Origin of the sequence: Salicola sp. Rm-C-2C1-2, assembly GCF_040196175.1 — a bacterium.
GTDB lineage: Bacteria > Pseudomonadota > Gammaproteobacteria > Pseudomonadales > Oleiphilaceae > Halospina.
Map to the genome: position 1 here is coordinate 15,610 of NZ_JBEFNF010000011.1, position 24,313 is coordinate 39,922.

Annotated in this window: 24 protein-coding genes; 9 read left to right on the top strand and 15 right to left on the bottom strand. The window is 60.6% G+C overall.

The window, feature by feature from the left end; translation table 11 throughout:
- The first annotated feature begins 153 nt into the window (after positions 1-153).
- Positions 154-2,439, top strand: a complete 2,286-nt coding sequence (metE, locus tag AAF659_RS14505; protein WP_349752499.1) for a 5-methyltetrahydropteroyltriglutamate--homocysteine S-methyltransferase — start codon at positions 154-156, stop codon at positions 2,437-2,439.
- Here the strand turns inward: metE and AAF659_RS14510 are convergent.
- From AAF659_RS14510 to AAF659_RS14530, 5 genes are read right to left on the bottom strand one after another with little or no spacing between them, the layout of a single operon-like run.
- Positions 2,436-2,924, bottom strand: a complete 489-nt coding sequence (locus AAF659_RS14510; RefSeq protein WP_349752500.1) for a nitrous oxide reductase accessory protein NosL — start codon at positions 2,922-2,924, stop codon at positions 2,436-2,438. The genes metE and AAF659_RS14510 overlap by 4 nt on opposite strands.
- A 2-nt stretch (positions 2,925-2,926) precedes the next feature.
- Complete coding sequence (locus tag AAF659_RS14515; RefSeq protein ID WP_349752501.1) at positions 2,927-4,864, bottom strand: nitric oxide reductase activation protein NorD; 1,938 nt, start codon at positions 4,862-4,864, stop codon at positions 2,927-2,929.
- 11 nt (positions 4,865-4,875) lie between these two features.
- Positions 4,876-5,664, bottom strand: coding sequence for a CbbQ/NirQ/NorQ/GpvN family protein (locus AAF659_RS14520; RefSeq protein WP_349752502.1), 789 nt, complete (start codon positions 5,662-5,664; stop codon positions 4,876-4,878).
- Positions 5,661-7,016 (bottom strand): cbb3-type cytochrome c oxidase subunit I, encoded by a 1,356-nt coding sequence (locus AAF659_RS14525; RefSeq protein WP_349752503.1) that lies wholly within the window; start codon positions 7,014-7,016, stop codon positions 5,661-5,663. The genes AAF659_RS14520 and AAF659_RS14525 overlap by 4 nt, the downstream gene beginning before the upstream one ends.
- A 45-nt stretch (positions 7,017-7,061) precedes the next feature.
- On the bottom strand, positions 7,062-7,514 hold the full coding sequence (locus tag AAF659_RS14530; protein WP_349752504.1) for a c-type cytochrome: 453 nt from the start codon (positions 7,512-7,514) through the stop codon (positions 7,062-7,064).
- Between the two features lie 301 nt (positions 7,515-7,815).
- Here AAF659_RS14530 and AAF659_RS14535 point away from each other — a divergent pair, with 301 nt between their 5' ends.
- Positions 7,816-8,568: a Crp/Fnr family transcriptional regulator gene (locus AAF659_RS14535; RefSeq protein WP_349752505.1), complete on the top strand. Its 753-nt coding sequence runs from the start codon at positions 7,816-7,818 to the stop codon at positions 8,566-8,568.
- 37 nt (positions 8,569-8,605) lie between these two features.
- Entirely contained in the window at positions 8,606-9,340 is a 735-nt protein-coding gene (locus AAF659_RS14540; protein ID WP_349752506.1) for a Crp/Fnr family transcriptional regulator, read from the top strand.
- Between the two features lie 18 nt (positions 9,341-9,358).
- Here the strand turns inward: AAF659_RS14540 and AAF659_RS14545 are convergent, their stop codons facing one another.
- From AAF659_RS14545 to AAF659_RS14555, 3 genes are read right to left on the bottom strand one after another with little or no spacing between them, the layout of a single operon-like run.
- Complete coding sequence (locus tag AAF659_RS14545) at positions 9,359-9,838, bottom strand: RrF2 family transcriptional regulator (RefSeq protein ID WP_349752507.1); 480 nt, start codon at positions 9,836-9,838, stop codon at positions 9,359-9,361.
- Positions 9,838-11,016, bottom strand: coding sequence for an NnrS family protein (locus AAF659_RS14550; RefSeq protein WP_349752508.1), 1,179 nt, complete (start codon positions 11,014-11,016; stop codon positions 9,838-9,840). Before AAF659_RS14550 ends, AAF659_RS14545 begins: the two co-directional genes overlap by 1 nt.
- Positions 11,009-11,368, bottom strand: a complete 360-nt coding sequence (locus AAF659_RS14555; RefSeq protein WP_349752509.1) for a YbaN family protein — start codon at positions 11,366-11,368, stop codon at positions 11,009-11,011. Before AAF659_RS14555 ends, AAF659_RS14550 begins: the two co-directional genes overlap by 8 nt.
- A gap of 96 nt (positions 11,369-11,464) precedes the next feature.
- Between AAF659_RS14555 and AAF659_RS14560 the strand changes: the two genes are divergently transcribed.
- The 5 genes from AAF659_RS14560 (at position 11,465) to AAF659_RS14580 (ending at position 17,649) form a co-directional block, all read left to right on the top strand.
- Positions 11,465-11,836, top strand: a complete 372-nt coding sequence (locus AAF659_RS14560; RefSeq protein ID WP_349752510.1) for a SirB2 family protein — start codon at positions 11,465-11,467, stop codon at positions 11,834-11,836.
- Positions 11,837-11,984: 148 nt separating this feature from the next.
- Positions 11,985-13,328, top strand: coding sequence for an MFS transporter (locus AAF659_RS14565; protein ID WP_349752511.1), 1,344 nt, complete (start codon positions 11,985-11,987; stop codon positions 13,326-13,328).
- A gap of 65 nt (positions 13,329-13,393) precedes the next feature.
- Entirely contained in the window at positions 13,394-14,998 is a 1,605-nt protein-coding gene (locus AAF659_RS14570) for an MFS transporter (RefSeq protein ID WP_349752512.1), read from the top strand.
- A 126-nt stretch (positions 14,999-15,124) separates the two neighbouring features.
- Positions 15,125-16,087 (top strand): NAD(P)-dependent alcohol dehydrogenase, encoded by a 963-nt coding sequence (locus AAF659_RS14575; protein WP_349752513.1) that lies wholly within the window; start codon positions 15,125-15,127, stop codon positions 16,085-16,087.
- A gap of 8 nt (positions 16,088-16,095) precedes the next feature.
- Positions 16,096-17,649, top strand: coding sequence for an MBL fold metallo-hydrolase (locus tag AAF659_RS14580; RefSeq protein WP_349752514.1), 1,554 nt, complete (start codon positions 16,096-16,098; stop codon positions 17,647-17,649).
- A 5-nt stretch (positions 17,650-17,654) separates the two neighbouring features.
- Here AAF659_RS14580 and AAF659_RS14585 read toward each other — a convergent pair whose 3' ends face one another.
- From AAF659_RS14585 to AAF659_RS14600, 4 genes are all read right to left on the bottom strand, one after another.
- Complete coding sequence (locus AAF659_RS14585) at positions 17,655-18,680, bottom strand: GGDEF domain-containing protein (RefSeq protein WP_349752515.1); 1,026 nt, start codon at positions 18,678-18,680, stop codon at positions 17,655-17,657.
- A gap of 61 nt (positions 18,681-18,741) precedes the next feature.
- Positions 18,742-19,350: a gamma-glutamylcyclotransferase gene (locus AAF659_RS14590; protein WP_349752516.1), complete on the bottom strand. Its 609-nt coding sequence runs from the start codon at positions 19,348-19,350 to the stop codon at positions 18,742-18,744.
- 26 nt (positions 19,351-19,376) lie between these two features.
- On the bottom strand, positions 19,377-20,207 hold the full coding sequence (locus AAF659_RS14595) for a DUF2846 domain-containing protein (protein WP_349752517.1): 831 nt from the start codon (positions 20,205-20,207) through the stop codon (positions 19,377-19,379).
- 123 nt (positions 20,208-20,330) lie between these two features.
- Complete coding sequence (locus AAF659_RS14600; RefSeq protein ID WP_349752518.1) at positions 20,331-20,738, bottom strand: hypothetical protein; 408 nt, start codon at positions 20,736-20,738, stop codon at positions 20,331-20,333.
- Here AAF659_RS14600 and AAF659_RS14605 point away from each other — a divergent pair.
- Positions 20,731-20,922, top strand: coding sequence for a hypothetical protein (locus AAF659_RS14605; protein WP_349752519.1), 192 nt, complete (start codon positions 20,731-20,733; stop codon positions 20,920-20,922). The genes AAF659_RS14600 and AAF659_RS14605 overlap by 8 nt on opposite strands.
- Before the next feature lie 4 nt (positions 20,923-20,926).
- Here the strand turns inward: AAF659_RS14605 and proX are convergent, their stop codons facing one another.
- The 3 genes from proX to AAF659_RS14620 all read right to left on the bottom strand — a co-directional run bounded on the left by proX (position 20,927) and on the right by AAF659_RS14620 (position 24,190).
- The gene (gene proX, locus AAF659_RS14610; protein WP_349752520.1) at positions 20,927-21,955 is read right to left on the bottom strand and encodes a glycine betaine/L-proline ABC transporter substrate-binding protein ProX; all 1,029 of its coding nucleotides are present in this window, start codon (positions 21,953-21,955) and stop codon (positions 20,927-20,929) included.
- Positions 21,956-22,050: 95 nt separating this feature from the next.
- Positions 22,051-22,953: an ABC transporter permease gene (locus AAF659_RS14615; protein WP_349752521.1), complete on the bottom strand. Its 903-nt coding sequence runs from the start codon at positions 22,951-22,953 to the stop codon at positions 22,051-22,053.
- Between the two features lie 10 nt (positions 22,954-22,963).
- Complete coding sequence (locus AAF659_RS14620; RefSeq protein ID WP_349752522.1) at positions 22,964-24,190, bottom strand: quaternary amine ABC transporter ATP-binding protein; 1,227 nt, start codon at positions 24,188-24,190, stop codon at positions 22,964-22,966.
- Positions 24,191-24,313: the final 123 nt, after the last annotated feature.

The following is a 24,313-nucleotide window of genomic DNA, read 5'->3' on the forward strand; positions in this document are numbered from 1 at the left end:
CGTTTCAAGGAATCCCGGGGCCAGTTTGACGAGACGCTCGGCAACCCAAAAACATGAGTAATATTCACAAATAAGATATAAAACATCAATTTTATTGATGAATTGCGCCTGTCACCATAAGGTCAATATGCTGGAACACAGGAGAACAGGATCATGGTGACAACCCATAACCTCGGCTTTCCAAGGATTGGCACAAAGCGGGACCTCAAGGCAGCGCTCGAGGGCTTCTGGGCCGGCGAGATCAGTGAATCCGAGCTGACCCAGCGCAATGCCGATCTGCGCCACCGCCACTGGCAGCTCCAGGCCAGCCTGCACCAGGTGCCGGTGGGGGATTTGTCCTGGTACGACCATGTGCTGGACACCAGCGTCATGCTTGGCCACATTCCGCCCCGGGTCAGCGAGCTTGGTGGCAGCGCCACCGACCAGTACTTCCGCCTTGCCCGTGGTCGGTCCGCAGTGGACCAGGGCGAGAGCGTGGTGGATGCCGGCGAGATGACCAAGTGGTTTGACACCAATTACCACTACATCGTGCCCGAATTCACCCTTGAAAGCCGTTTCAGGCCGGATGCCAGTGCCCTGGTCGCGCAGCTGCAAGAGGCCCATCAACAGGGCCACAATCCCAAGCCCGTTCTGGTGGGTCCGGTCACTTACCTCTGGCTGGGCAAAAGCAAGGATGACAGCGAGCGGCTGGACCACCTGCCGGCGCTGGTCGAGGCCTATCAGGCCATCCTTTCAGAGCTGGTCGAGGCGGGCGCCGACTGGGTGCAGATCGACGAGCCCATTCTGGTCATGGATCTGCCGCCGGAGTGGCGCAATGCACTTGAGACCGCCTATCACGGGCTGGCCAAAGCCCCGGTGCGGCTGCTTCTGACCACCTATTTCGGGCACCTTGGTGACAATCGTGATCTGGCCTGTGCTCTGCCGGTGGCCGGCCTGCATCTGGATGCCATGCGTGGTGCCGATGACGTGGAGCCCGTAATGGCCGCACTGCCTGATGACCGTGTGCTGTCCCTGGGCGTGGTGGATGGCCGCAACGTCTGGAAAGCGGATCTGCAGGCCCTGATGGACTGGCTGGAACCGATACACGCCGCGCTCAGCGACCGCCTCTGGATCGCGCCCGCCTGCTCGCTGCTGCATGTGCCCATGGATCTGGACCTGGAGCCGGACCTGGATGACGAGCTGCGCAGCTGGCTGGCCTTCGCGGTGCAGAAGCTGGACGAGCTCGGAGTTCTGGAGAATGGCCTCAACAAGGGGCGCAATGCCATCACAGCGGAGCTGGCCGCCAATCGGGAATGCCTGGAAAGCCGTCGGCGCTCACAGCGGGTACGTAATCCGGCGGTACGCGAGGCGGTGGCCGGAATCGATGCGCGCATGGGGGACCGTCAGTCGCCGTATCCGGAGCGTGCGCAGGCGCAGCAACGCCATCTGCAGCTGCCGCAATTCTCGACCGCCACCATCGGCTCCTTTCCCCAGACACGGGCCATCCGCCGCACCCGCCTGGATTATCGCCAGGGCCGGCTTTCGGAACAGGCCTACCAGGAGGGCATGAAGGAGGCCATCCGGGACTGCATCCGTGAACAGGAGAATCTGGAACTGGACGTGCTGGTCCACGGCGAGGCCGAACGCAACGACATGGTGGAATATTTCGGCGAACTGATGGACGGCTTCGCCTTCACCCGCCACGGCTGGGTGCAGTCCTACGGCTCACGCTGCGTGAAGCCGCCGATCATCTACGGGGATGTGGACCGGCCCTCGCCCATGACGGTGGAGTGGATCCGCTACGCCCAGTCGCTGACTGACAAGCCGGTTAAGGGCATGCTGACCGGCCCGGTGACGCTGCTCAACTGGTCCTTTGTGCGGGATGACCAGTCCGGCGCGGATACCGCCAACCAGCTCGCGTTAGCTGTTCGGAAAGAGGTCCAGGACCTGGAGGCGGCGGGTATCGGCATCATCCAGATCGATGAAGCAGCGCTGCGCGAGGGCCTGCCCCTGCGGCGTTCCGAGTGGGAACGGTACCTGGACTGGGCGATCAGCGCCTTCCGGGTCGCGGCCAACGGGGTGGCGGATGAAACCCAGATCCACACCCATATGTGCTACTCGGAGTTCAACGACATCATGCCGGCCATTGCCCGCATGGATGTGGACGTGATCACCATCGAGACCTCGCGCTCGGACATGGAGCTGCTGGATGCCTTTGACGCTTTTGAGTACCCGAATGAGATCGGGCCGGGCGTCTACGACATCCACTCGCCCAATATTCCGTCCGAGGACCGCATGGTCGACCTGCTGAAGGAGGCCGCGAAGCGCATTCCGCCGGAACGGCTCTGGGTGAACCCGGATTGTGGCCTCAAGACCCGCAACTGGGACGAGGTGCTGCCCGCGCTGGAGGCGATGGTGAAAGCGGCCAGGCGCCTGCGCCGGGCAGTGGAGAAAGCCTAGTCGCTTGCTACAGGTGCTAGTCCATCGGGACTGGTGATCCGGCCGCCGTGTTTGCTGGCGAAGATCTCCGCATCCCCCAGGTCGGAGAAACCCACGGGCGGGGTCTGGCCCTGCCCGTTGTCGCGCTCATGGCTGACCACGAACCATGCCGTGTGCATGGTGACCCAGTCACCGTTGTCTTTGGGGTTCCAGTCCACATCCGAAAGATCCCGGGTGAAGCTGACGATCTTCCCCTGGTTGTCCTCCAGCCCCTTCTGCCATTCGAGCAGATCGGCCGTGCTGCAGAAGTAGCGCTTCTTGCCACTGTCCGCCAGGCACGCCTGGGCCTGGGGACCGGCGCATTCGCGCATGGGCGTGCCGTTCATGGCGGTCTTGGTGGCGGCACTGGCCTCGGGGCCACAGCCTTCAGGCACCGGGGCCTCGCCGCAGCCTGCGAGGGTGGCGCTCAGGATCAGCAGGGCCAGAGGGGATTGCGTTCGGTGCATGGTCAGACTCCTGTGATCTGCTGGTAGATGCCGGGCAGCGCCGCGCTCAGCTGTTCCGGGCGCTGCACGATGTGGTAGGCCCCGCGTCCGAAGACCCAGGGAAAGTACTGGCGTGCCTCATGGTCAATGGTGATGCCGAAGGTGCGCACATCCTGCTGGCGGGCTTCCAGTACCGCCTTGCGGGTGTCCTCCAGGGCATAACGGCCCTCGTAATAGTCCGTGTCATTGGGCTTGCCATCCGTGAGCACCAGCAGCAGGCGATTACGGTTGCCGCGCTGAGCCAGCTCCTGACTCACGTGCCTTATGGCCGTGCCCATGCGAGTGTAATGGCCGGGTTTGAGGGCCTGGATGCGGCGGCGTACGGTTTCATCCGCACGCTCATTGAAGCCTTTGATGGTATTCACTTCGACATTGTGGCGGCGGCGCGAGGTGAACCCATGAATGCTGAAATCATCACCACAGGCAGCCAGGCCATGGCAGAGTACCAGCAGTGCCTCCTTCTCCACGTCGAGCACACGGCGGTCTTCCAGCCAGGACTCGGTGGAAAGCGAGGTGTCCACCAGCAGGTTGACGGCCAGATCCCGGGTCTGGGTCAGCAGGGCTTGATGGATGCGTTCGGAGCCGTTGCCGGTGGCCTGGATGTCGCAGCGGTTGCGGATGAGTGCATCCATGTCGAACTCCTCACCGTCCGGCTGTTCCCGCAGCCACTGGCGCTGAGGCTGCAAGGCCTCGAACTGGCGCTGAACACGGCGTATACGCCGGCGGGTGCCTTCATCCGGCGTCCAGTCCTCGCCCTGCTGGGACTGGACTGACGGGTAAACCCGGCACTGGTCACTGAGATACCGGTTTTTGCGGTAATGCCATTCCGGGTAGGTGACGGGCCCGCTGAGGGCGCCAACGTCCGGAGCATCCGGTGACAGGTCGAGCTCTACCTTGAGGCGCGAGGCAGTCTTTTCCCGGTGGGGGCTCAGAGTGATCTCCTCGATCTGCTCCGCGGCCTTGCGGGCGTCGTCCTCGTTTTCGTCCTCGATCGGGCGGTTGACGTTCACCATCTCCGTCCAGGACAGCATTTTCTCGAAGATGTTCAGCGCCAGCGGGTCGTCGCGTTCGCTCTGGTCCTGGCGGCGGCGCGTGGCCTGGCGCTTGCCGCCTTCGGCCTCGGGCGTGGCGCCCTGGCGCGGGTCTTCGCCGTCCTCCGGCTCTTTCGGGGTGTCTGCATGGAGACCTGGACGGCGCTGTCCCCAGAAGGGCACCGGCAGCGGTGGCCGGTAGCCTGCCGGCGTGCTCTCCGAAAGGGCAGTATCGTGCTGCTCAAAGATCCATGTTAGAACCTGTTCCCGTTCCCGGGTGGCGGGATCCCGCGGCTCGCCCAAAAGCACCCGAATGGCGTGATCCAGCGCGTCCTCCCAGACTGGCAGCCGCTGGTCGGGGCGTACCGCCAGCAGGTGCTGCCGGCATGCCTGGCCGGTCGCCGCCAGTCCAGGGAAGTCCCGTTCCAGGATGCTTTCGGCCTGATGTACCGCCCGCAGCCAGGCAATGTCGGCCGCCAGTGTGGGCTGATCGGGCGCCGGTTCCGGCAGCAGGGTGAGCAGGGCGGTCAGCCAGTGATAGGCCCCCCGGTTGAGCGCCCGGCTTGGAAAATAGTCCATGCGTGGCGGCAGCAGCAGCTGGTCATCGTCCAGGAACGCCATGTCCAGACTTTCCCGGTCAAAGCCCAGTTTCTGCCGGAAAGTCAGGCGGTGGCCTGAGGCCCGGGGTTCAACAGCGCTTACCGGGATGGCGCCGGGGCCGCCCATGGCCCGGAAGAATACACCCAGGCTGCCTTGGAGTTCCTCAAGGGTGACAGCCACCTCCGGGTAGCGAGGGTAACTCGCAGCGCGCGATGCCCAGCGGTGCCAGAGCTCGCCGGCGAGTTCCTCAACTTCAAAGAAGGATGCCAATCGGCGTCTCCTCAGCCCCCGAAAGTGGCTCGAATGGTTTCCATCAACCCTTCACGTACATCGGCATCATCGCTCAGTGGCTCCACCAGCGTGGCCCGACAGGCATGGAGTACCGGCATGCCGGCTTCCATCAACCGGGCGCAGTATACCAGCAGGCGGGTGGAGACCGACTCCTCCAGATCCTGACCTTTCAGCTCACGCAACCGTACCGCAAGATTGACCAGGGCCGTCGCACGTTCCCGTGCCAGGCCTGTTTCGTGCATTACAATGGCCAGTTCCTGCTCCGGTGGTGGGAAGTCCAGCTCCAGTGCCACGAAGCGCTGGCGGGTGCTGGGTTTTAGCGATTTGAGCACATGCTGGTAACCGGGGTTGTAGGAGGCCACCATCATGAAGTCATCCGGTGCCTCAAGAATCTCGCCTGTGCGGTCCAGAGGCAGCACCCGCCGATCGTCGGTGAGCGGGTGCATGACCACGGTCACATCCTTGCGCGCCTCCACCACCTCATCCAGATAGCACAGCCCACCATGGCGGACCGCCCGGGTGAGCGGCCCGTCGGTCCAGACGGTTTCACCGCCCTGCAGCAGATAACGCCCGGTCAGGTCGGATGCTGTCAGATCGTCATGGCAGGCCACGGTCTGCAGGGGCAGGCCCAGGCGCGTTGCCATGTGGCTGACGAAGCGCGTTTTACCGCAGCCGGTTGGCCCTTTGAGCAGCAGAGGGAGTTTGCGGTGGAACGCATACTCGAATAGCTCGCACTCGTGACCAACGGGCTCGTAATAGGGCGCTCCAGCCGCGCTCATTGACGGCTCCCGTTACCGCCTTTGGCCTTCACGTGGGCGGGCAGCTGTTCACGGGCGGGCCCGAAGATCGCCAGCAGGAACAGCACAACACCAACCGCCACAACGGCACCCGAGCCGAGTCGCATGATGTAGAAGATATCCAGTTGGCTCTGTACGGTCATGAAGTCCTTACCCAGTACCCGCTGCATGTGGGTCTGGATGACCCCGGCGAAGGTAAGGGTGAAGGTCATGAAGCACATGCCGCCGACCATGATCCAGAACGACCACATGTTCATGATCTGGTTGTAGGGCTGGAGCCGGCGCAGCTGCGGCATGGCGTAGGTCATGATGGCCATGTTGAGCATGGCGTAGGCGCCGAAGAAAGCCAGGTGCCCGTGTGCCGCTGTGATCTGGGTGCCATGGGTGTAGTAGTTGACCCACGACAGGGTGTGCATGAAGCCCCAGACCCCGGCACCGAAGAAGGACACAACCGCACAGCCCAGCGTCCAGAGCATGGCTGCCTTGTTCGGGTGATCCCGCGTTCCCTTCCAGAACATGTAGAATGCGAACATCACCATGGCGAAGAAGGGAATGACTTCCATGGAGGAGAAGATATTGCCAATGGGCTGCCAGTAGCCCGGTGTACCCAGCCAATAATAGTGGTGGCCGGTGCCCAGCAGGCCGGAGAACAGCACCAGCCCGACGATCACGTAGAGCCACTTTTCGATGATTTCGCGGTCCACGCCGGTCATCTTGATCAGCAGGTAGGCAAGGATGGAGGCCATGATCAGCTCCCAGACGCCCTCAACCCAGACGTGCACGATCCACCACCACCAGAGCTTGTCCTGGGCCAGGTTGTCCGGCGTATAGAACGAGAACAGCCAGAAGATGGCGGCCAGCCAGAGCCCCAGCATCAGGACTGTGGAGACTGAGGTCCGGCGACCCTTAAGGATGGTCCGCGTGTTGTTGTAAAGGAACATCAGGAACGAGATGGTGAGCAGAACCTTCACGTAAACCGGCTGCTCAAGATAGTGGCGGCCACCATGGATTTCGAACTGGTAGCCGATCAATGCCGCCGCCCCGGCACCGGCGAAGATGGCCAGCTGTAGGTAGGCCATCTTGGGTGAGTGAAGCTCAGTTTCGGCTTCCTCAGGCAGCAGGTAGTAGGTGGCACCGAAAAAGCCGATCAGCAGCCAGACCAGCAACAGGTTGGTGTGGCTCATACGCATGATGTGGAAAGGCATGGCCTCGGAAAGGAATTCGGGCATGACATAGACGGTAGCCGCCATCAGCCCGAAGCAGATCTGCAGCGCGAACAGCGCCATGGCCACCGCGAAGAACGGCAGGGCCACTTTCTGGGTTTCATACTTCATCGGTTCTCTCCCTGGATGAACGGACGGAGTGGATTGCGGGCATGGTTAACCGGACTTGTGCGGTGGCCAGTCATGGGTGTCGATGCCATCCACCCACTTGAAGAAATCCACCAGATGATCCAATTCCTGCTCGCTGAGGTTGAACTGCGGCATCTGGCGGCGGCCGGGAGCACCAGTCGGCTGTGCCTTCATCCAGCCCTTGATACCAGCCCTGGCGGCCTGGGGATTGTCCCGCCCACCGTAACGGTGCCAGACGTTGGACAGCTCCGGCCCGAAATAAGCGCCTTCCCCCATAATGGTGTGGCAGTTGATGCAGGAGTTCTCCTCCCATACCTCCTTGCCGGCAACGACCCCCTCATCAAGCGTCTCACTGCTGGTTGAGGTGTTCGCCATATAGAAATGCGTATGGATGGTCAGGCCCGCGAAGATCAGAAAGAAGATCGTCGAGCCCCCATAGAAGATATTGCGCGCGGCGTTGCGGGTCAGTCCCTCGGACATGGCTGTGTCCTCCCGGTGTATTTGATGGCACGGTCGATATTATCCGAACACTTTAACGAAGATGTAAATGAAGTAAATCAATAAATGTGAGTTTCGCTGTGGTGCGTGTGTGGGGGAATGACCCCTTAAGCGACCTCCCTTGCCTTTAAAATCTTCCTCTTGTAAGATTCAAAAATAATAAATCTTTATGGCTACCACCAGACCTACCACCAAAGAGGCGCAGTCTGAAGGATCGAGAGTTTGTAATATGTCAAGGCAGAACATCTCCACTGCGAACACCCGTCAAACCGAGGAGGCTGCCGTGACATCCTGCGACGCAATCAAACTGGCCGATGTAACCCAGGCGCGGCTTGCTGAGCCCCTGCTATGCCCTCGACTGGCGCATTGCTCGATCCATCGTCATCCTTTTTTCCAGGATCTGAGCGATGAGGATCTGGCCAGCCTGTGCCAGCGCAGCCGCCTGCATACGCTGGAAACAGGCGAGATGCTGTGCCGGGAGGGTGATGATGCCGAACGTTTTTTCATTGTGCTTTCCGGTTCGGTCAAACTTTTCCGGGTTACCGATCAGGGCAGTGAGCGTGTGCTCGGTAGCGCGGGCGGCGATGACGTCCTTGGGGAGGTTCCGGCGTGTTCACCGGATGGGCGCTACCCCTGGTACGCGCAGTGCCTGGAGCCAAGCCGGGTGCGCTCGTTCAGTGGCGCGCTTTTGAGGGAAATGGTGGCCGGGCGCTCGGATTATATGATGAACGTGATGCGGTATGTGGCCGCCGCGATGTCCCAGACCGTGGAGGATCGCACCATCCTGACGGCACAGAATGCCCGGGAGCGGCTGGTCCAGTATCTGCTGAGCTTGATTCCGGAGACAGACCGGCGCAATACCGGATTGGTTCTGGACCTGCCTCTGCCTAAAGGGCTTTTGGCCTCGCAGCTTGCCATGCAGCCGGAAACTTTCTCACGGGTTCTCAGGGAGTTGCGCGACCGGGGATTGGTTCAGGTTAGCCAGCGTCAGGTCACGATTCTGGATCGGCCGGGGTTACAGCAACTCATGGGGTAGGCGCGGCCTGCCCTGCGAATAGAGTGAGTCGGGTTTAATGCACGAGACACGGATCCAGAACGATGAAGCGCGAAGCCTGCGTGAAAGGCTGCTGGCGCACGACCCGTTCCGGTGTCTGTCACGGCGTGAACTCGACAGCCTGATCGGCACTACCGTCCGGTTGGAAGCACGCGGTGGCGAGATTCTTTTCAACGAAGGTGACCCCGCCCGTTACTGTGCTGTAGTGGAGATGGGTGAAATCGCTGGAGTGCGCTACACCGAGAGTGGCGATGAGAAGTTTTTCTGCAGCCACGGCCCCGGACGGCTGGTGGCGCTGACAGCCGCCTTTCTCAATGGCAGCGGCTATATCATGAGTTACCGTACCACCCTGCCAAGCCGGGTTTTCGGTGTACCTTCAAAGCAGCTGCGTGTCCTGGCGGAGGCCAATGGGCCCTTCGCCGCCCGCTTGCTGGAGCAGACCAGCGAACGCTTGCAGCGCACCTTCAATCAGGTTGATTTCTTCACCGCCAGCTCCGCTGAGCAGCGGGTGGCGGCGTTTCTGTTGCAACTCTACGAGGAGCAGGGCAGCCGTGAGGTCCGCTTGCCTTGCCGCCAGAAGCAGGTGGCGTTGATGCTGGGGGTGCGGGAGGAAACCGTCTCCCGCGTGCTCAGTGATTTCCGACGAGAAGGCGTTCTCGCTCCGGGACGCAGCCCCATAGGACTTCAGGATCTGGATTTCCTGCAGCAGCTGGTGGGGCCGCAGCATGGGGCGCTGACACTGGGAGCGCTTTAAGCCGCGGCATCGCGGCTGTCAGGCCTCAGAACCGTTGTTGGGGGCTGGCGAAAGATCACCCTCTAGTGTCAGGCCCAGGTTCTGGCGCAGCTTCTGGGCTCGTGGCGAGATAACATCATCCAGACTGTAGGCGTCCAGTGTCTGCAGAAAGGCCCCGAGCGCTTCATCCAATACGAATTTCAGCTGGCAGTTGGGTGTGATCACGCACTGATTGTCGCATCCAAAACATTCCGCCATCTTGAGATCCGGCTCCATGGTCCGGATCAGATCGCCCAGCATGATCTGTTCTGGTGGCGCCGCGAGTCGCAGCCCCCCGCCTTTGCCGCGCAGGGTCTCGAGGTAGCCGTTGCGCTGCAGCTCATGGGCTACCTTCATCAGGTGGTTGCGGGAAATGTCGTAGGCATCGGCAATCTCCCGGATGATGCCCAGCTGGCCATTGCGCAGCGCCAGGAACATCAGCATCCGTACGGCGTAGTCGGTGTGGCGTGTCAGTCGCATCAGCCCGCCTTCCCGTCGACCCGGGGTCGCATCAGGATGCCCGTGTAACGGAACAGGTAAAGACCGAAGGCGATTGTCCACAGAACGGCGCTTACGCTGATACCGGTCTGCCAGACCAGGCCGCCGGCGCCGGTGGCAACCCGCAGAAGGGCGCCCGCGTGGATCATCACGAAAGCGGTGACCATGCCGCCCGGAAGGGTCATGATGCGGCCGGTGTGACCCAGTGCTACGCGGCTGATCACGCCCAGGATAAGACCGCCCATGGCGCCCAGTCCGATGGCGTGGGTCCAGACCGTCTCCGGCATCCCGCCAAGACGACTGGCGGCCAGCAGCCAGAGCCCCACGGGGATCCACAGCAGCGACAGGTGCAGGATCCAGAGCAGTGGTTCGCGTGCTACTCGCCAACCGCGCCACAGCAGGATGCGTACCAGCGCCAGCGTACCCGCCACTATGGCCAGCGCACCGGTCACCGGATCAGGCAGGGTCAGCACCGCCAGAAAGGTCAAAGCCATTACCGCCAGCAGGCTCTTTTCGAGCCAGGGAGTCACCGTGATGCCCTCTGTGGGCAGCCCGCGGGCGCGCAACCACCCCTGGGAGAAATTGGGCGTGATGCGGCCGCCGATGATCAGCATCAGTGTTATGGCCATGATCAGCGCGCCGTCGAGAGCAGTTGCGCTAGCGTTGACCAGAAACGCTGTCTGCATCACCCATAAGCCCAGAAGAACGAGCAGGATCGGGAGCTGGCGTGGCTGGCGTGCCCGCCATACGCGCAGGCCTGCGTCCAGCATCACCAGTGGTATAAACAGCAGGTTAACGCCGATGACCAGCCACTCTGGCAGCGATTCGCCAAGGGTGATCAGCAGACGGCCCATCAGCCAGACACCCCAGAGCCCCGCCAGCGGCCACCCCTGGGTGCGGCTGGTTCCCGTCCAGACACACACAGCGGTAAGCAGGAAGCCGGCAATGGCCGCTTGCAGCCAGGCAAAGATCATCTCGTGTTGGTGCCAGGCCAAAGCCGGGAGCGCCAGTGGCAGGTCCAGACGCCCTGTTACCGTGCCGACCCAGAGGGGGATAATGGCCACGGCCTGTACGGCAAGCGAGAGGAAGAAGATACGGAAGGGGTAGCTGAACAGTATGACAGGGGACAGGCGGGGCGGGGTGTTAGGTGGTTCAGCCATCGGGTCGACTCCAGAGCCAAATCGTGATGCACAGCAGAAACGGTGGCAGCAGCCAGCGCAGAAGATCCGGTGCCGGGGAAAGCACCAGCAGGATCATGCTGGTGGCGATCAGCACCGACGCGGCCCATTTAGCCCTTCTGGGTACGGCCCGCTGTTGCCGCCAGGCCCTGATGGCAGGGCCGTAGTGCGGATGCGTCAGCAGGCGCTTTTCCAGCTCCGGCCAGCCGTGGCTTGCTGCCCAGGCGGCCACCAGCAGGAAGGGCACCGTGGGCAGGCCAGGCAGGGCTACGCCAAGTGCACCCAGGAGGATGGCCACCGAGGCGAGCAGGCGCCACAAACCTTTGATGAGCATCAACGCGTCCGCCATTGTGCTGCCATGCTGCATGACAGTCGCAGTGTAACCCAGTTAAGATACATTTTAAATAAATCTTAGTGTAGAGAGTCGACCATGGAGTTCTATCACATCGTTAAAGGCGTGCACATGCTGACCGCCTATATCACTGCGGTTCTGATGCTCCTGCGTCTGGGGCTGGATGCCCTGGGGAGGCCGCAGTGGCGGGGCACGCCCTTGCGCTGGATTCCGCATCTGAATGACACCGTCCTGCTGAGTGCGGCGCTCGGACTTATGGTGATCACCGGCTGGCTGCCCTTTGTGCACCATTGGCTGACCGGCAAAGTGATTCTTCTAATGGGCTATATTATAGCTGGCAAGTGGGCACTGGATCAGGCGCGGGCACCGAATGTCAGGCTGACCGCGGCAATTGTGGCGCTGGTTCAGCTCGGTGTGATCTTCAGCCTCGCCATCCTCAGGCCATTCTGATCTACCCCCGCTTATCCGCGTCTACCCCTCTATGGGTAACCCCCTGATTATTTGGAAATAAACCTGTATGTAAAAAGCCACTTTGCTGGTTACTCTGTACCAGAAGGTCACAGAAGTCCCGTGTGACCGCGGACTGGAACAGGAGTTAATGATGCTGAGCGAACACGAGTACGACCCACCGCGAGCCCATAAGGCGCTCGCTTTTTCTACATTGGCCTTTACCGTCTGCTTTGCGGTCTGGACGATCTTTTCCGTCATCGGGGTCAAGATCAAGCAGGATCTGGGGCTTTCGGATACGCAATTCGGGATTCTGGTGGCGACGCCAGTGCTGACCGGTTCCATCAGCCGGATCTTTCTCGGGATGTGGACCGAGCGCTACGGTGGACGGCTGGTCTTCAGCATCCTGATGCTGGCCACTTCCGTGGCGGTATTCCTTCTTTCGACCGTTACCAGCTACGTTCTTTTCCTGGTTGCAGCTCTGGGCATTGGTCTGGCCGGTGGCTCGTTCATTGTCGGGATTGCTTACACCTCCGAGTGGTATGACAAAACGCACCAGGGAACCGCTCTCGGCGTCTTCGGGGCGGGTAACGTCGGTGCCGCTGTTACCAACTTCGGTGCGCCGTTCCTCGTAGTGGCGCTTGGCTGGGAAATGACTGCTCAGGTATACGCCGTCGTTCTCGCCGTCATGGCCGTTGTGTTCTGGTTGATGACCGAAAATGATCCGCGCCTCAAGCGCCGTCAAGAGGAAGGTGCGCAGCCAACACCGGTTAAACAACAGTTGGCGCCGCTGAAAAATCTCCAGGTCTGGCGTTTTTCGCTGTACTACTTCTTCGTGTTTGGTGCCTTTGTTGCGCTCGCCTCCTGGCTGCCCAACTACTACGTCAATGTCTATGACCTGAGCCTTGAGCAGGCCGGTATGCTGGCTGCCCTCTATGCGCTGCCAGCCTCGGTTTTCCGGGCCCTCGGGGGCTGGATGTCCGACCGCATGGGGGCGCGTGCGGTCATGTACTGGACCTATGGCGTGTCGCTGCTCTGCCTTTTCGTACTGAGCTATCCGCAGACGCGCTACATCATTGACGGCATGGATGGCCCGATCGAGTTCGCCTTTGGCATACCGCTGACTCTGTTCGTGGTTCTGACCATTGCGCTTGGTTTTGTCATGTCACTCGGTAAGGCAGCGGTCTATAAGCATATCCCGGTCTACTATCCCGATCATGTGGGCTCCGTGGGCGGCCTTGTGGGCATGATCGGCGGCCTCGGCGGCTTCTTCCTGCCCATCATGTTTGGTGCCCTGAACGATCTGCTCGGGGTCTGGACCAGCTGCTTCATGTTGCTTTTCCTGCTGGTGCTGGTCTCGTTGCTGTGGATGCACGGCGCCATCGTGCGTATGGAGCGTCGCCGGCATCCGGAACGTGGCGAAGAGCAGAGCGCCCGTGATCTGCCAGAGATCCAGCACGACTACGGCAACGAGGCAAATACCGCGAAAAGCTGAAATGAATGCGGGAGGTCCGGCCTCCCGCGTTGTTGAATCCATTCACATCAACCCGGAGCCTTATTATGGGTGATCTCTACAAGTGGGATGTCGAAGACTCTGACTTCTGGGAGTCGAAGGGTAAGAAAATCGCCAATCGCAATCTCTGGATTTCTATCCCGAGTCTGTTGTGCGGATTTGCGGTCTGGCTTTACTGGGGCATTATTACGGTCCAGATGGACAATCTGGGCTTCCCGATCCCTAAAGAGGAGTTGTTCACGCTGACCGCGATTGCCGGTCTCACTGGCGCCACACTGCGCATTCCAAGCAGTTTCTTTATCCGTATTGCGGGCGGGCGTAATACCATTTTCTTCACTACCGCCCTGCTGATGATTCCCGCCTTCGGAACGGGACTGGCGCTGCAGAGTCAGGAAACGCCCCTCTGGGTTTTCCAGCTCCTGGCGTTTCTCTCTGGTATTGGTGGCGGTAATTTCGCCTCCTCGATGTCCAACATCAGTTTTTTCTTCCCCAAGAGTAAGCAGGGGCTGGCGCTGGGCCTTAACGCCGGACTGGGTAACGCGGGTGTCACCACCATGCAGATCCTGGTGCCGCTGTTCATGACCATCGGTGTTTTCGGTGGCGCTCCCATGATCCTGGAAAACGGTTCCGGAACGCTGATCGGGAAGATCCCGGCGGGCAGCGAGACCTTTATCCACAATGCGGGCTACGTCTGGTTGCTGTTTCTGATTCCGCTGGCATTCGCCGGCTGGTTTGGCATGGACAACATCCGCACAGAAGGAGTGTCGCCGAACATCGGGAGCCCCCTCAGTGCTTTCGGCAAAATGACGGGGATGCTGCTCATCGGCTTCTTTACCGCCGCCATCGGCCTCTACATCATTCTGCCGCAACCGGTTGGGCTGGGTGCGCCGGATTGGGTCAAGTGGCCTGTCATCGCGGGTATCCTGTTCGCCACGGTGATGCTTCTGAAGCTGATCCCGGGTGAAATAAAGCCGAATCTACAGCGTCAGTTCAAGATCTTCTCCAACAAGCACACTTGGGTGATGAGTCTGATCTACACCATGACCTTCGGCAGCTTCATCGGCTTCTCCGCCGGTTTTGGTCTTGCCATCAAGGTTATCTTCGGCTATCAGCACATCATGGTGGATGGTGCCATGACCCATGACACGCCGAATCCGGCAGGTCCTTCCGCCTTGATGTGGGCCTGGATGGGTCCCTTTATCGGCGCCCTCATCCGCCCTGTTGGCGGCTGGATCGCGGACAAAGTCGGCGGTGCGCTGGTAACCGGTGTTGTCGCGCTGGTGATGATTGGCAGCTCACTGGGCGTGGCCTACTACATGCAGCTGGCTTATGCGTCCCAGACGCCGCAGGATTTCTTTATTCCCTTCCTGCTGCTGTTCCTGCTTCTGTTCGCAGCCACTGGTATAGGTAACGGTTCCACTTTCCGCACCATTGCCAAGGTCTTCAACACCGAGCAGGCTGGACCGGTTCTGGGTTGGACGTCGGCAGTCGCAGCCTATGGCGCCTTCATTATCCCCAAGGTGTTCGGCGAACAGATCAAGGCCGCCACTCCGGAGAATGCGCTCTACGCCTTTGCCGCCTTCTACACGCTGTGCATGGTCGTGAACTGGTGGTATTACCTCGGGCCCAAGGCCGAATACAGAAACCCTTAAAGCGCAAGGGTGTCTGACTGACAGGCCCGTGGAACGCGAAACGGGCCTGTCACCCAAGAGGAAAACTCCCCGGCTGGTGACTACACTGATCCAAAGTTCGTGTTGCTGGTCAGGGAGCCCCCCCCTATGAAAGCCATCATCTACCGGGCCTATGGCCAACCCAATGTACTGGAATGGGTCGATGACTGGCCGGAACCGGTCGTTGGCCCTGGTCAGGTGCAGGTAAAAGTCCGGGCTGGTGCGCTGAACCCCAAGGATGTGCTCTTGCGCAAGGGGTTTTTCCGTTCTTTCCTACGGGTGCTCGACAGAGAGTCCCTTCCGCGTGTCAGCGGTCTGGATATGGCCGGAGAAGTGGTCCGGGTGGGCGATCAGGTCCGGGGCCTGGAGGTAGGGCAGCGTGTTTTCGGCATGAGCAACCGCTTTCATGGTGGTGTGCATGCTGAATACGCGGTGTTGGAGGCGGATGAAGTCATCGCTTGTCCTGAGGGGCTGGCATTCACCGAGGCCTCAGCTATTCCCCTGGCTGGTCTGACCGCTCTCCAGGCTCTGCGTGACTGCGCCGGCGTTCAGCCGGGGCAGCGCGTATTGATCAATGGAGCCAGCGGTGGTGTGGGTCATTTCGCGGTCCAGATCGCTCGCAACCTTGGCTGTCATGTGATCGCTGTCTGCAGTGAACGTAACCTGAAGTTTGTGACCGATCTGGGGGCGAACGAGGCGGTGGACTACCACCAGACACCGGCGCCGGCTATCCCGGGGCCTTTCGATGTGGTATTTGATGTCTTTGGTAACTACAGCGTCCGTGATTTCAGCAACAGCCTGAGCCGGGGCGGGCGCTATGTGAGCACCATACCCAGTAGCCGCAGTCTGCCTGCGGAGGGCCTGGCGCGGCTTGGCCTCCACAAACGCAGCCGGCTGGTGATCGTGCACTCGAACCGCTCGGATCTGGCCGTATTGCGCCAATGGGCGAATGAGGGCAAGCTCCGGGTTCATGTGGACCAGATCTATCCCTTCTATCATGCCGAAGACGCCCATCGCCATATTGAGACCCGTCACACCCGGGGCAAGGTGGTCATGGAGGCGACCTGCTGAACAACGCTATGACTGAGATCCGTGAGGCTGCAACCCTGGTGCTGGCACGCGATGGCGCGTGCGGCCCGCAAGTGCTTTTGCTGCGGCGTACCCGTGATGCGGTGTTCCTGCCGGGGTTCGATGTGTTTCCTGGTGGGGCGGTTGGCACGCTGGATGAGGCACCGGTGGACCGCAACGCGGCCCTGCGCGAGTGCTTTGAAGAGGCCGGGGTGCTTGTGGTCCGGGGCGGGCACGGCGAGCTGGCCACGCATACGGTACCGGAATGGAGCGAGCGGTGGCGCCTGGATGCGGAACAGGAGGCACTGTCGGATTACTGTCGACGCATGGGACTGACCGCCGCAACGGATGGGCTTGTCTATCTGGGGCGCTGGGTTACACCACCAGGGCCGCCGCGGCGTTTTGATACCCGGTTCTTCCTTGCCCCAGTGCCTTCGGGCCAGACGGCCTGGCCTGATGGTACTGAAACCATAGACTCAGTGTGGCTGACGCCGGAACAGGCGCTGGCGGAACATGCCCGGGGCGAGCGCTTGCTGGTGCCGCCGACCCTCGGCACCCTGAGGCAGCTCCAGGGGGGCGCCAGCGTTGCCGAACTGGTTGCATCGTTGGCCGACCTGGCCCCTTACGAGGCACCGGATGCGGACTGGCCAATACAGGGCGGTCGCCTGGCTGCTGGCGAGGCCGGCTATGACGAGGCGCGGTTTCTGGATCCCAGCGCTAACGGGCATTCCAGCGGTCGCATTGAGCCGGGCAGGGCGGTTGCCATCACGCCGGTGATTACCCGTCTTACCGCACCCAATCCGGGCGTGATGACCGGGCCGGGCACCAACACCTACCTTCTCCGTGTTGGCGGGCAGGTGCTGGTGGTGGACCCGGGGCCGGATCATGAAAGTCATGTGGAAGCGATACTGTCCGAGTCGGGCGGATCTATTGATCAAATTCTGCTAACCCATACGCATCTGGACCACACGCCGGCCACTCACCAACTGCAGGAACGCACAGGTGCCCGTCTCGTGTGCCTGCGTCCTGGCGCGGATCTGGCGCATCACGATCACAACCTGGAGCCGGACCATGAACCCGCGGATGGTGAGTACCTGGCCCCGGGGCTGCGCGTTTTGAACACGCCGGGGCATGCCGGCAATCATCTGGCCTTTCTGTGGGAGCCAGAGGGGCTTTTGCTGGCCGGCGATTTGGTCATGCAGTCCTCGACAGTGGTTATTGATCCGCCGGATGGGCATCTGGGGGATTATCTGACAACGCTGCGGCGGTTGCTCGGGGAGCCGGTGCATTATCTGCTGCCGGGGCACGGTCAGTTGATGGCTGATCCCTGGGCGGTGTTCGATTATCTGATCACGCATCGCCACCTGCGTGAGCACAAGGTGCTGCGCTGTCTCGCTAGTGCGCCGGATGGTGTTGAACCGCAAGCGCTGCTGGCAAGGGTCTATGATGATGTACCGGCTGCAATGCACTCTGTGGCAGCGCGCTCACTAGAGGCCCACCTGGAGAAGCTGATAGAGGAGGGACGTGTGGCCCGGCAAGGCCAACGCGTCCAGTCTTCAGGCTGAAATCGCTACTCCCAGCAGTCTGGCTTTTCGTCATCACCGGCAATCACGACGCAGTCCCTGCCGCGCTCTTTGGCTTGATAGAGCGCGTTATCCGCCCGTTTCAGCCAGTTTTCCCAGCTCTCGTCGCCTTCAAGGTGTGCTGCACCGAAAGAGGCGGTTACCGGGCCATCAGGACTGGTGAGGGTCGACCGGATCTTCTGTCGCAGCCCCTGAACTACGGCTTTCATGCCGGGCGCATCCACGGCTGGCATCAGCAGGACAAATTCCTCGCCGCCGAAGCGGAACAACTGATCGCTCTGACGGGTGCTGCGCTCCACCATCTTTGTCAGATTAACCAGAATCTCATCCCCAAGAGCGTGACCGTGCTCGTCATTAATGGCCTTGAAGTGGTCCAGGTCCAGCATAACCAGAGCGTAGGGGGTTCCGGTGCGACTCGCCGTGGAGACAGCCAGCTGCAGGGCATCATCCATGGAACGGCGGTTACGCACCCCCGTGAGTGGATCGCGGCGCGCCAGCATCGCCATTTCACGGCGTTGATGCTGGTTCCGGATCGCAAAGATGAAAGAGCAGGCACTGACTACCGTAGCCGTGGCGAAAAAGGCCCACAGGCTCTCCCCTGAAGGCAGGGAGGTTCCGTAGATCATGATGGCCACGACCATGGCGGTGTTGAGGCAGATGGCGGTGGTCGGCCGGGTCAGGAAAAAGCTTGCAACCAGTATGGGGTAGCCCCAAAGATGGCCTACCTGCGGCAGGATAGAACCGATGACCACGCCCGCAACGCAGCAGAACACTGCCAGAACAAAACCTGTCCGAGCCGTATCGCCGGTCATCCAGGCATAGATGACGCTGGCGATGATGCCGGCGGAAATCAGCGAATCGGCAACACCAGCGAGGTAGTTAAGTTCCTGAAACCGGTAGACCGCGAAGGGTACAATACCAAAAAGGGCGGCCACTCCCAGAAGGGTAATGACTGAGAGCTGGAAGTCGGTGCGTAGCCGTCTAACCGCAGCGGTGAAGCCAAGCTCGGTCACGCTTAGGCTCCTGACCGACTTGTTATTTGCATTATAGGCCACCGGGTTGATTCATTTGGACTCAGGAAATCCCCGGATCAATATAGTTCGGTTTATGATCCGCTTCAAGCAACACCCTGAGATGGTGTTCAATTGCAAACACATGCGGGTCATCCACGTCCATGATCCGGAGTGCGTTTGCCAGTTCAAGCAGATACTCGCTGTTGGGGCCACTTGGCCCTTCGGAGGAAGCCACGTGGCGTGCTATGGCGGCCTCCGGGGCCGGTCCAAGCCAGGCAGCGTTGTCTTCGGTGGCAATGTAGACGAGTCCGTCCACTTCTGCGCCGTCATCAAACATCAGGCGCCGGACCAGCCTCAGGTAACCATTTTTCTCGCGTACGTCGAGTTGCTCGAAGACATCCGGGGTGACCTGATAGGCGAGGCCGGTACAGCGGGCTTCGGCGTCCGCGATCAGAGTTGCTACACGTCCAGGGTTTGCGGGTGTCCCACGGTGGTCGTGCGATCCCTGCCAGAAGCGGCGTTTCCAGCCCTGTACGACAGCCTGGCGGGTTTCGATGTAGTCAAAGCCCGCCTTGTAGATCAATGATCCATAACCGAAGAGCCATACCGGGCGCCCATCGTCAGGGAGTTGATCCGTTTTGCGGTTGAGGGAAATCGTATTGGCGCTCATGATTCCACAATACTACGCCACCACCTTTACAACGGCCACCACCAATGGCCGTCTTCTTCCTCTCCGGCCAGCCGCTGCTTCCGTTCGCGCTCAAGCTGGCGCAGTTTGCGATCGGTTTCCAGCGACCGCGAGGGCCCTCCGCCCCACGGCCAGTACCAGGGAGCAGGCTCGTAATGCCCCTGCTGCTTCATGCGCTGGATCTCCTCGCCACGTTGCTCGCGCAGTGCTTTGCGGCGGCGTTGGTAATCCGCCTTGCGGTTGTCCTTCACGATGGAGGTGCCGGCATGATTGGTGGCCAGCAGCACGCTCTGCATGAACCGGGTCTGGCGCAGCTCTTCCATCGCGGTGTCCTGGCTGACAAGGCGCGCGGGGCCCCGACTCAGGGGGTGATCGTCCGCCAGATCCGGATCAAGTGAGTTTGTCTCGCTGACCTCCGAATAGCGCAGAAAATAGATTTCGCCAGCTTCCATGGCAAGCTCCGCATCCAGGATATGAGAGAAGGGGGAGCCCAGCCCCTCGATGCCGAAGAAAGGCCGGTGCATATCCAGCTCCCGTGTGCCGGGCAGGATTTCGAGCCAGGTATAGCCACCGCTACGCAGATTTACGTAATGATGGCCGTCCACATAGAAGCTGGGCGCCATGAGCTCCTGATCTCCCCACTCCGACTGTGGTCGGTAGAGATACAGCAGGGCATGGTCGTCGCTGTCCCAGCGATGTTTGGGTACGGGGCGGAAGTGCTCGCCATCCACATCACGCACGAAGGCACCGGCATCGTGCCCGATGGACTGGTGAATGCCGCATCCTCCGAGGCCTACTAACAGGGCCAGAAGGATCAGGGTGCGGAGAGGACGGTTCATTCCCATGGTGGTCACTCGTGATGTCACTATTGCGTTGAACAAAAATATCACCTTCCGGGAGCATGGATCTGAGAGGTGATGCAAGACTTTGGACTCCGGGTCGGATAGGTAGGGTGCTCCGGGTTACGTTCTGGTAAGCTTCCGCCGCTCGCGGCCACCCTGATCATCCTGCGTGCCGGGGCCAGTACAGTGCCGGCCAAAGAAGCTGATAATGAGCGGCTTCTTCCCGTGAGCATCAGTGCGCCCGAAGCCGTCGACAGTTTCCCCCAGGTTACTCGCTTTACTGGGCTGATCGAGCCGCGCCGTGCCAGCACGCTGGCCATCGAGCCGGAAGGCCGGGTTGCCTCCATTGGGGTTCGGGAAGCCGAGGAGCGCAATGAGACTGTGACGCTGACGTTCAGTTCCTTCCGCAGGGCCGGGATCGTATTCTTCAGTGGCGCTCAGGCCTTTGGCCTTGGCCCTGACCCTGACCGGACAAGCGTTCGGTTTCATCATCATCGTCGGGATAATGGGGTTGGGGGGCGTGGCCATCAACGCGACCATCATCATGATTGCCGCACTGGATGACGATGAGCACGCACGCAGCGGTGACACCACTGCCATGGTGGCTGTGATCACCGGCCGCCTATCGGCTGGCCTGCACACCGGCCCGGTGAGCGGTCACAAAAAAGGGGGCTCCGCAGAGCCCCCTGTTCTGATCCGTTTGGATCTTTAACGACTTACTTGGCCGCTTCGCGGGCTGCTTTCAGCCACTTATCAACCATGTCGCGGTTCTCGTCGAGCCACTCAGCTGCCAGCGGCCGGACCTCGTCATCGTCCAGGTCCTTTTCGCTCATCTGAGCGTCCACCTGACTGATCCACTTCAGAGGTACTTCCGCCTGGCGGAACAGCTCAGCGGCTGCCGGGTTCTCTTCGAGGAACTTGCTGTTGCCGGCAACTTGGATGTCTGCCGCAACAAAGCCCATCTGGATGGGATCGGTTACAGCGCCGGTGATGCCGGATGCTTTTTCATTCTCGCTTTCAACGATGCCGGGTGCGTTAACCCACATGACATCCTCACCCGGTACCAGCTTGAGGATCCAGGCGCTGGGACCCCAGGTCATGTAAAGCGTAGGGTTGCCCTGTTCGATCTGTGACATGGCTTCTGTGAAATTAGCAGCATAGCCGGCATCCACATGGTCGATGCGGTCACCCAGCTCGAACTTGTCGATCATGGCGTTGATGCCTTCGTGGCAACCCCAGCCGGGCGGGCAGCCGTAGAGTTCGGCCTTGCCGTCGTTGTCGTGGTCAAAGGCGTTGCGGACTTTCTCGTTGTTCACGATGTCCATGATGCCTTCGATGTCATACTTCTCCACGGCTTCCTTGTTAACCAGATAGCCCTGGATGCCACAGCCCTTGCAGAGTGGATCGAAGACGGTGCCATTCCCGTCCCAGTTGTCTGGCAGCTGCGGGTTGTGCAGCGGGAACCAGCCGTTGGGCCAGTAGTCCACATCGCCCTCGCTCATGGCCAGGTAAGCCACCGGGTTCTGGAGGGAAATCGGATCCTGGACGTCATAGCCCAGTTCGGTCAGCAGCTCCGCATAGACCCAGCTCACTGGAATGGCGGAGGTCCATGTAGCGACAGCCGGCTGGACGCTCACGCCCTCACCGGGCATCGACTTGTGATCGTCGGCCTGGGCGCTGAACGCCAGAGAGCCCACCAGGGCCAGCGCCAGCGCTTTCAGCGAAATGGATTTCAGACGTTTCATAATACGTTCCTCCGTATTGCTCTTATTGAACTCACATCGTCGTGAGCTGTGTCGTCCTACGGATGCCGGTGGCACCCGCACTTCACAGATGGTTATCAATCGTCTTTGCTGGCCCGGCTGCCAGGCGCTTTTTCGCCCAGTCCCTGAGTGATCCGGTCAAGCACCATGGCCAGCAGCACAATGCCAAGGCCGCCGACAAAGGCCTGGCCGATGTCGAGACGGTTCAGCCCCTGGAACACCAGAAGGCCGAGCCCGCCGGCCCCGATGATGGCCGCGATCACAACCATCGACAGCGCCAGCATGATGGTCTGGTTAAGACCCGCCATGATGGTCGGCATGGCCAGCGGAACCTGTATCTTCCAAAGAATCTGGCGTGGCGTGGAGCCGAAGGCTGTAGCCGCTTCTGTATACTGGCCGGGAACCTGGCGGATACCCAGGTTGGTCAGGCGGATGGTCGGTGGCATGGCAAAGATGATGGTGGCTACAAGCCCCGGCACGTTACCGATGCTGAACAGCATGACCGCGGGCACCAGATAAACGAAAGGCGGCGTGGTCTGCATGATATCGAGTAACGGCCGCACCAGGGTGTAGGTCATGTCCTTGCGCGAGCACAGTATGCCAATGGGCACACCAATGATGAGACAGAACATCACCGAGGTGATGACCAGGGAGAGGGTGGTCATGAGTTCTTCCCAGACCCCCATGAAACCAATGAAGGTGAAAGCGATCACGGCGAACACGCCCACTTTCCAGGAGGCGGCGCGCCAGGCGATGACGAACAGGCCGGCCAGAACCACCAGTGGCGTAGTGGACATGAGCACCCACTGGACCCATTCCATAACAGCTTTGACCGGCGGGCTGACCCAGGTCCGGAAGAAATCACGGAAGGTGGCGACCAGCCAGTCAACGAACTGGGTCACCCAGTCGTCAATGGGCATATCGAAAAACTCAAACGGGTTACCCAGGGAACCGCCGAGCATTGGAATCAGATCATTCATGATGGTGGCCTCAGTCGTCCTGTGCGTAACCGTGTTTCTCGAGGATGCCGTGGATCAACTCGGGTTCGTCGATAATGCCCTTCAGGCACCCCTGAGCGTCCTGAACCATAATTGGAAGCTCTGAGTAGGCGCGCCCGCGGAGCACGCGCTTGAGCACGGTGTCCGCAGTGCAATGGACGGCGGCATCCGTGCGGCGTTCCGGCGCACCGCCACTTTCAGTGATTTTCTCCTCCAGTTCATGAAGGCTGACGTCATGGCCCTCAAAACGCATTTTTACGGCATGACCATCTGCATCCACATGGAACTCGACATCGGTGTAACCACTGCGATGCCAGACCTGGTTGCCATCCTCTTCGCGTATGGCATTGAAATAGCGATCACTGAACGGAAGGGCGACGGTTTCGGCGGTAATTACACCGGTGGGGTCGGCGTGCTCGACGAACTTGGCAACATACTCGGTCTTGGGATTGACCAGGATCTCTTCCGGATTCCCCACCTGCACGATCTCACCGGCGTCCATGATGGCGATGTGGTCGCCGATGCGCATGGCCTCGTCGAGGTCGTGGGTGATGAACAGGATGGTGCGGCCAAGATCCTGCTGGATCCGCATCAGCTCATCCTGCATCTGAACCTTGATCAGCGGGTCCAGGGCCGAGAAGGGCTCGTCCATCAGCAGGATGTTGCCTTCGGTGGCGACCGCGCGGGCCAGGCCCACGCGCTGCTGCATGCCGCCGGAAAGTTCGTCCGGGTAGTGGTTTTCCCAGCCGCCCAGCCCGACCATTTCCAGATACTTCTGGCCCAGTTCTTCGCGTTCCGCTTTCTCACGCCCCTGGACTTCGAGCCCGTACACCACGTTGGAAAGCACCGTCCGGTGCGGAAACAGGGCGAAATGCTGGAAGACCATGCTCAGATGTTCCGAGCGCACTCGGCGCAGGGTCTGATCGTCCATGGTCGCGATATCCAGATCGCCATGCTTGGGATCGTTGAGGATGATTTTGCCGAAAGTGGGTTCGATGAGACGGTTGATGCAACGGATGAGGGTGGATTTGCCACTACCGGAAAGGCCCATGATGCAGAAGACCTCGCCGGCGCCAACCTCGAAGCTGGCGTTGTTGACCCCCACCACGTGTCCGGTCTCAGTCTGGATTTCGTCCTTGGATTTGCCCTGTTCCAGCAGAGGTTTCACGGATTCCGGGTTGGGTCCGAATACTTTGGTGACGCCTTCAGCCCGTATCACTGCAATAATACCCCGTGGTCTGATTAGATAAAGACATTAAGAAAGCGGTGCGCGGAAGGATTACTGATGCGTAACCGCCCAACTATGATGTACGAACCTATACGTATTGACCGCAGAGGTCAA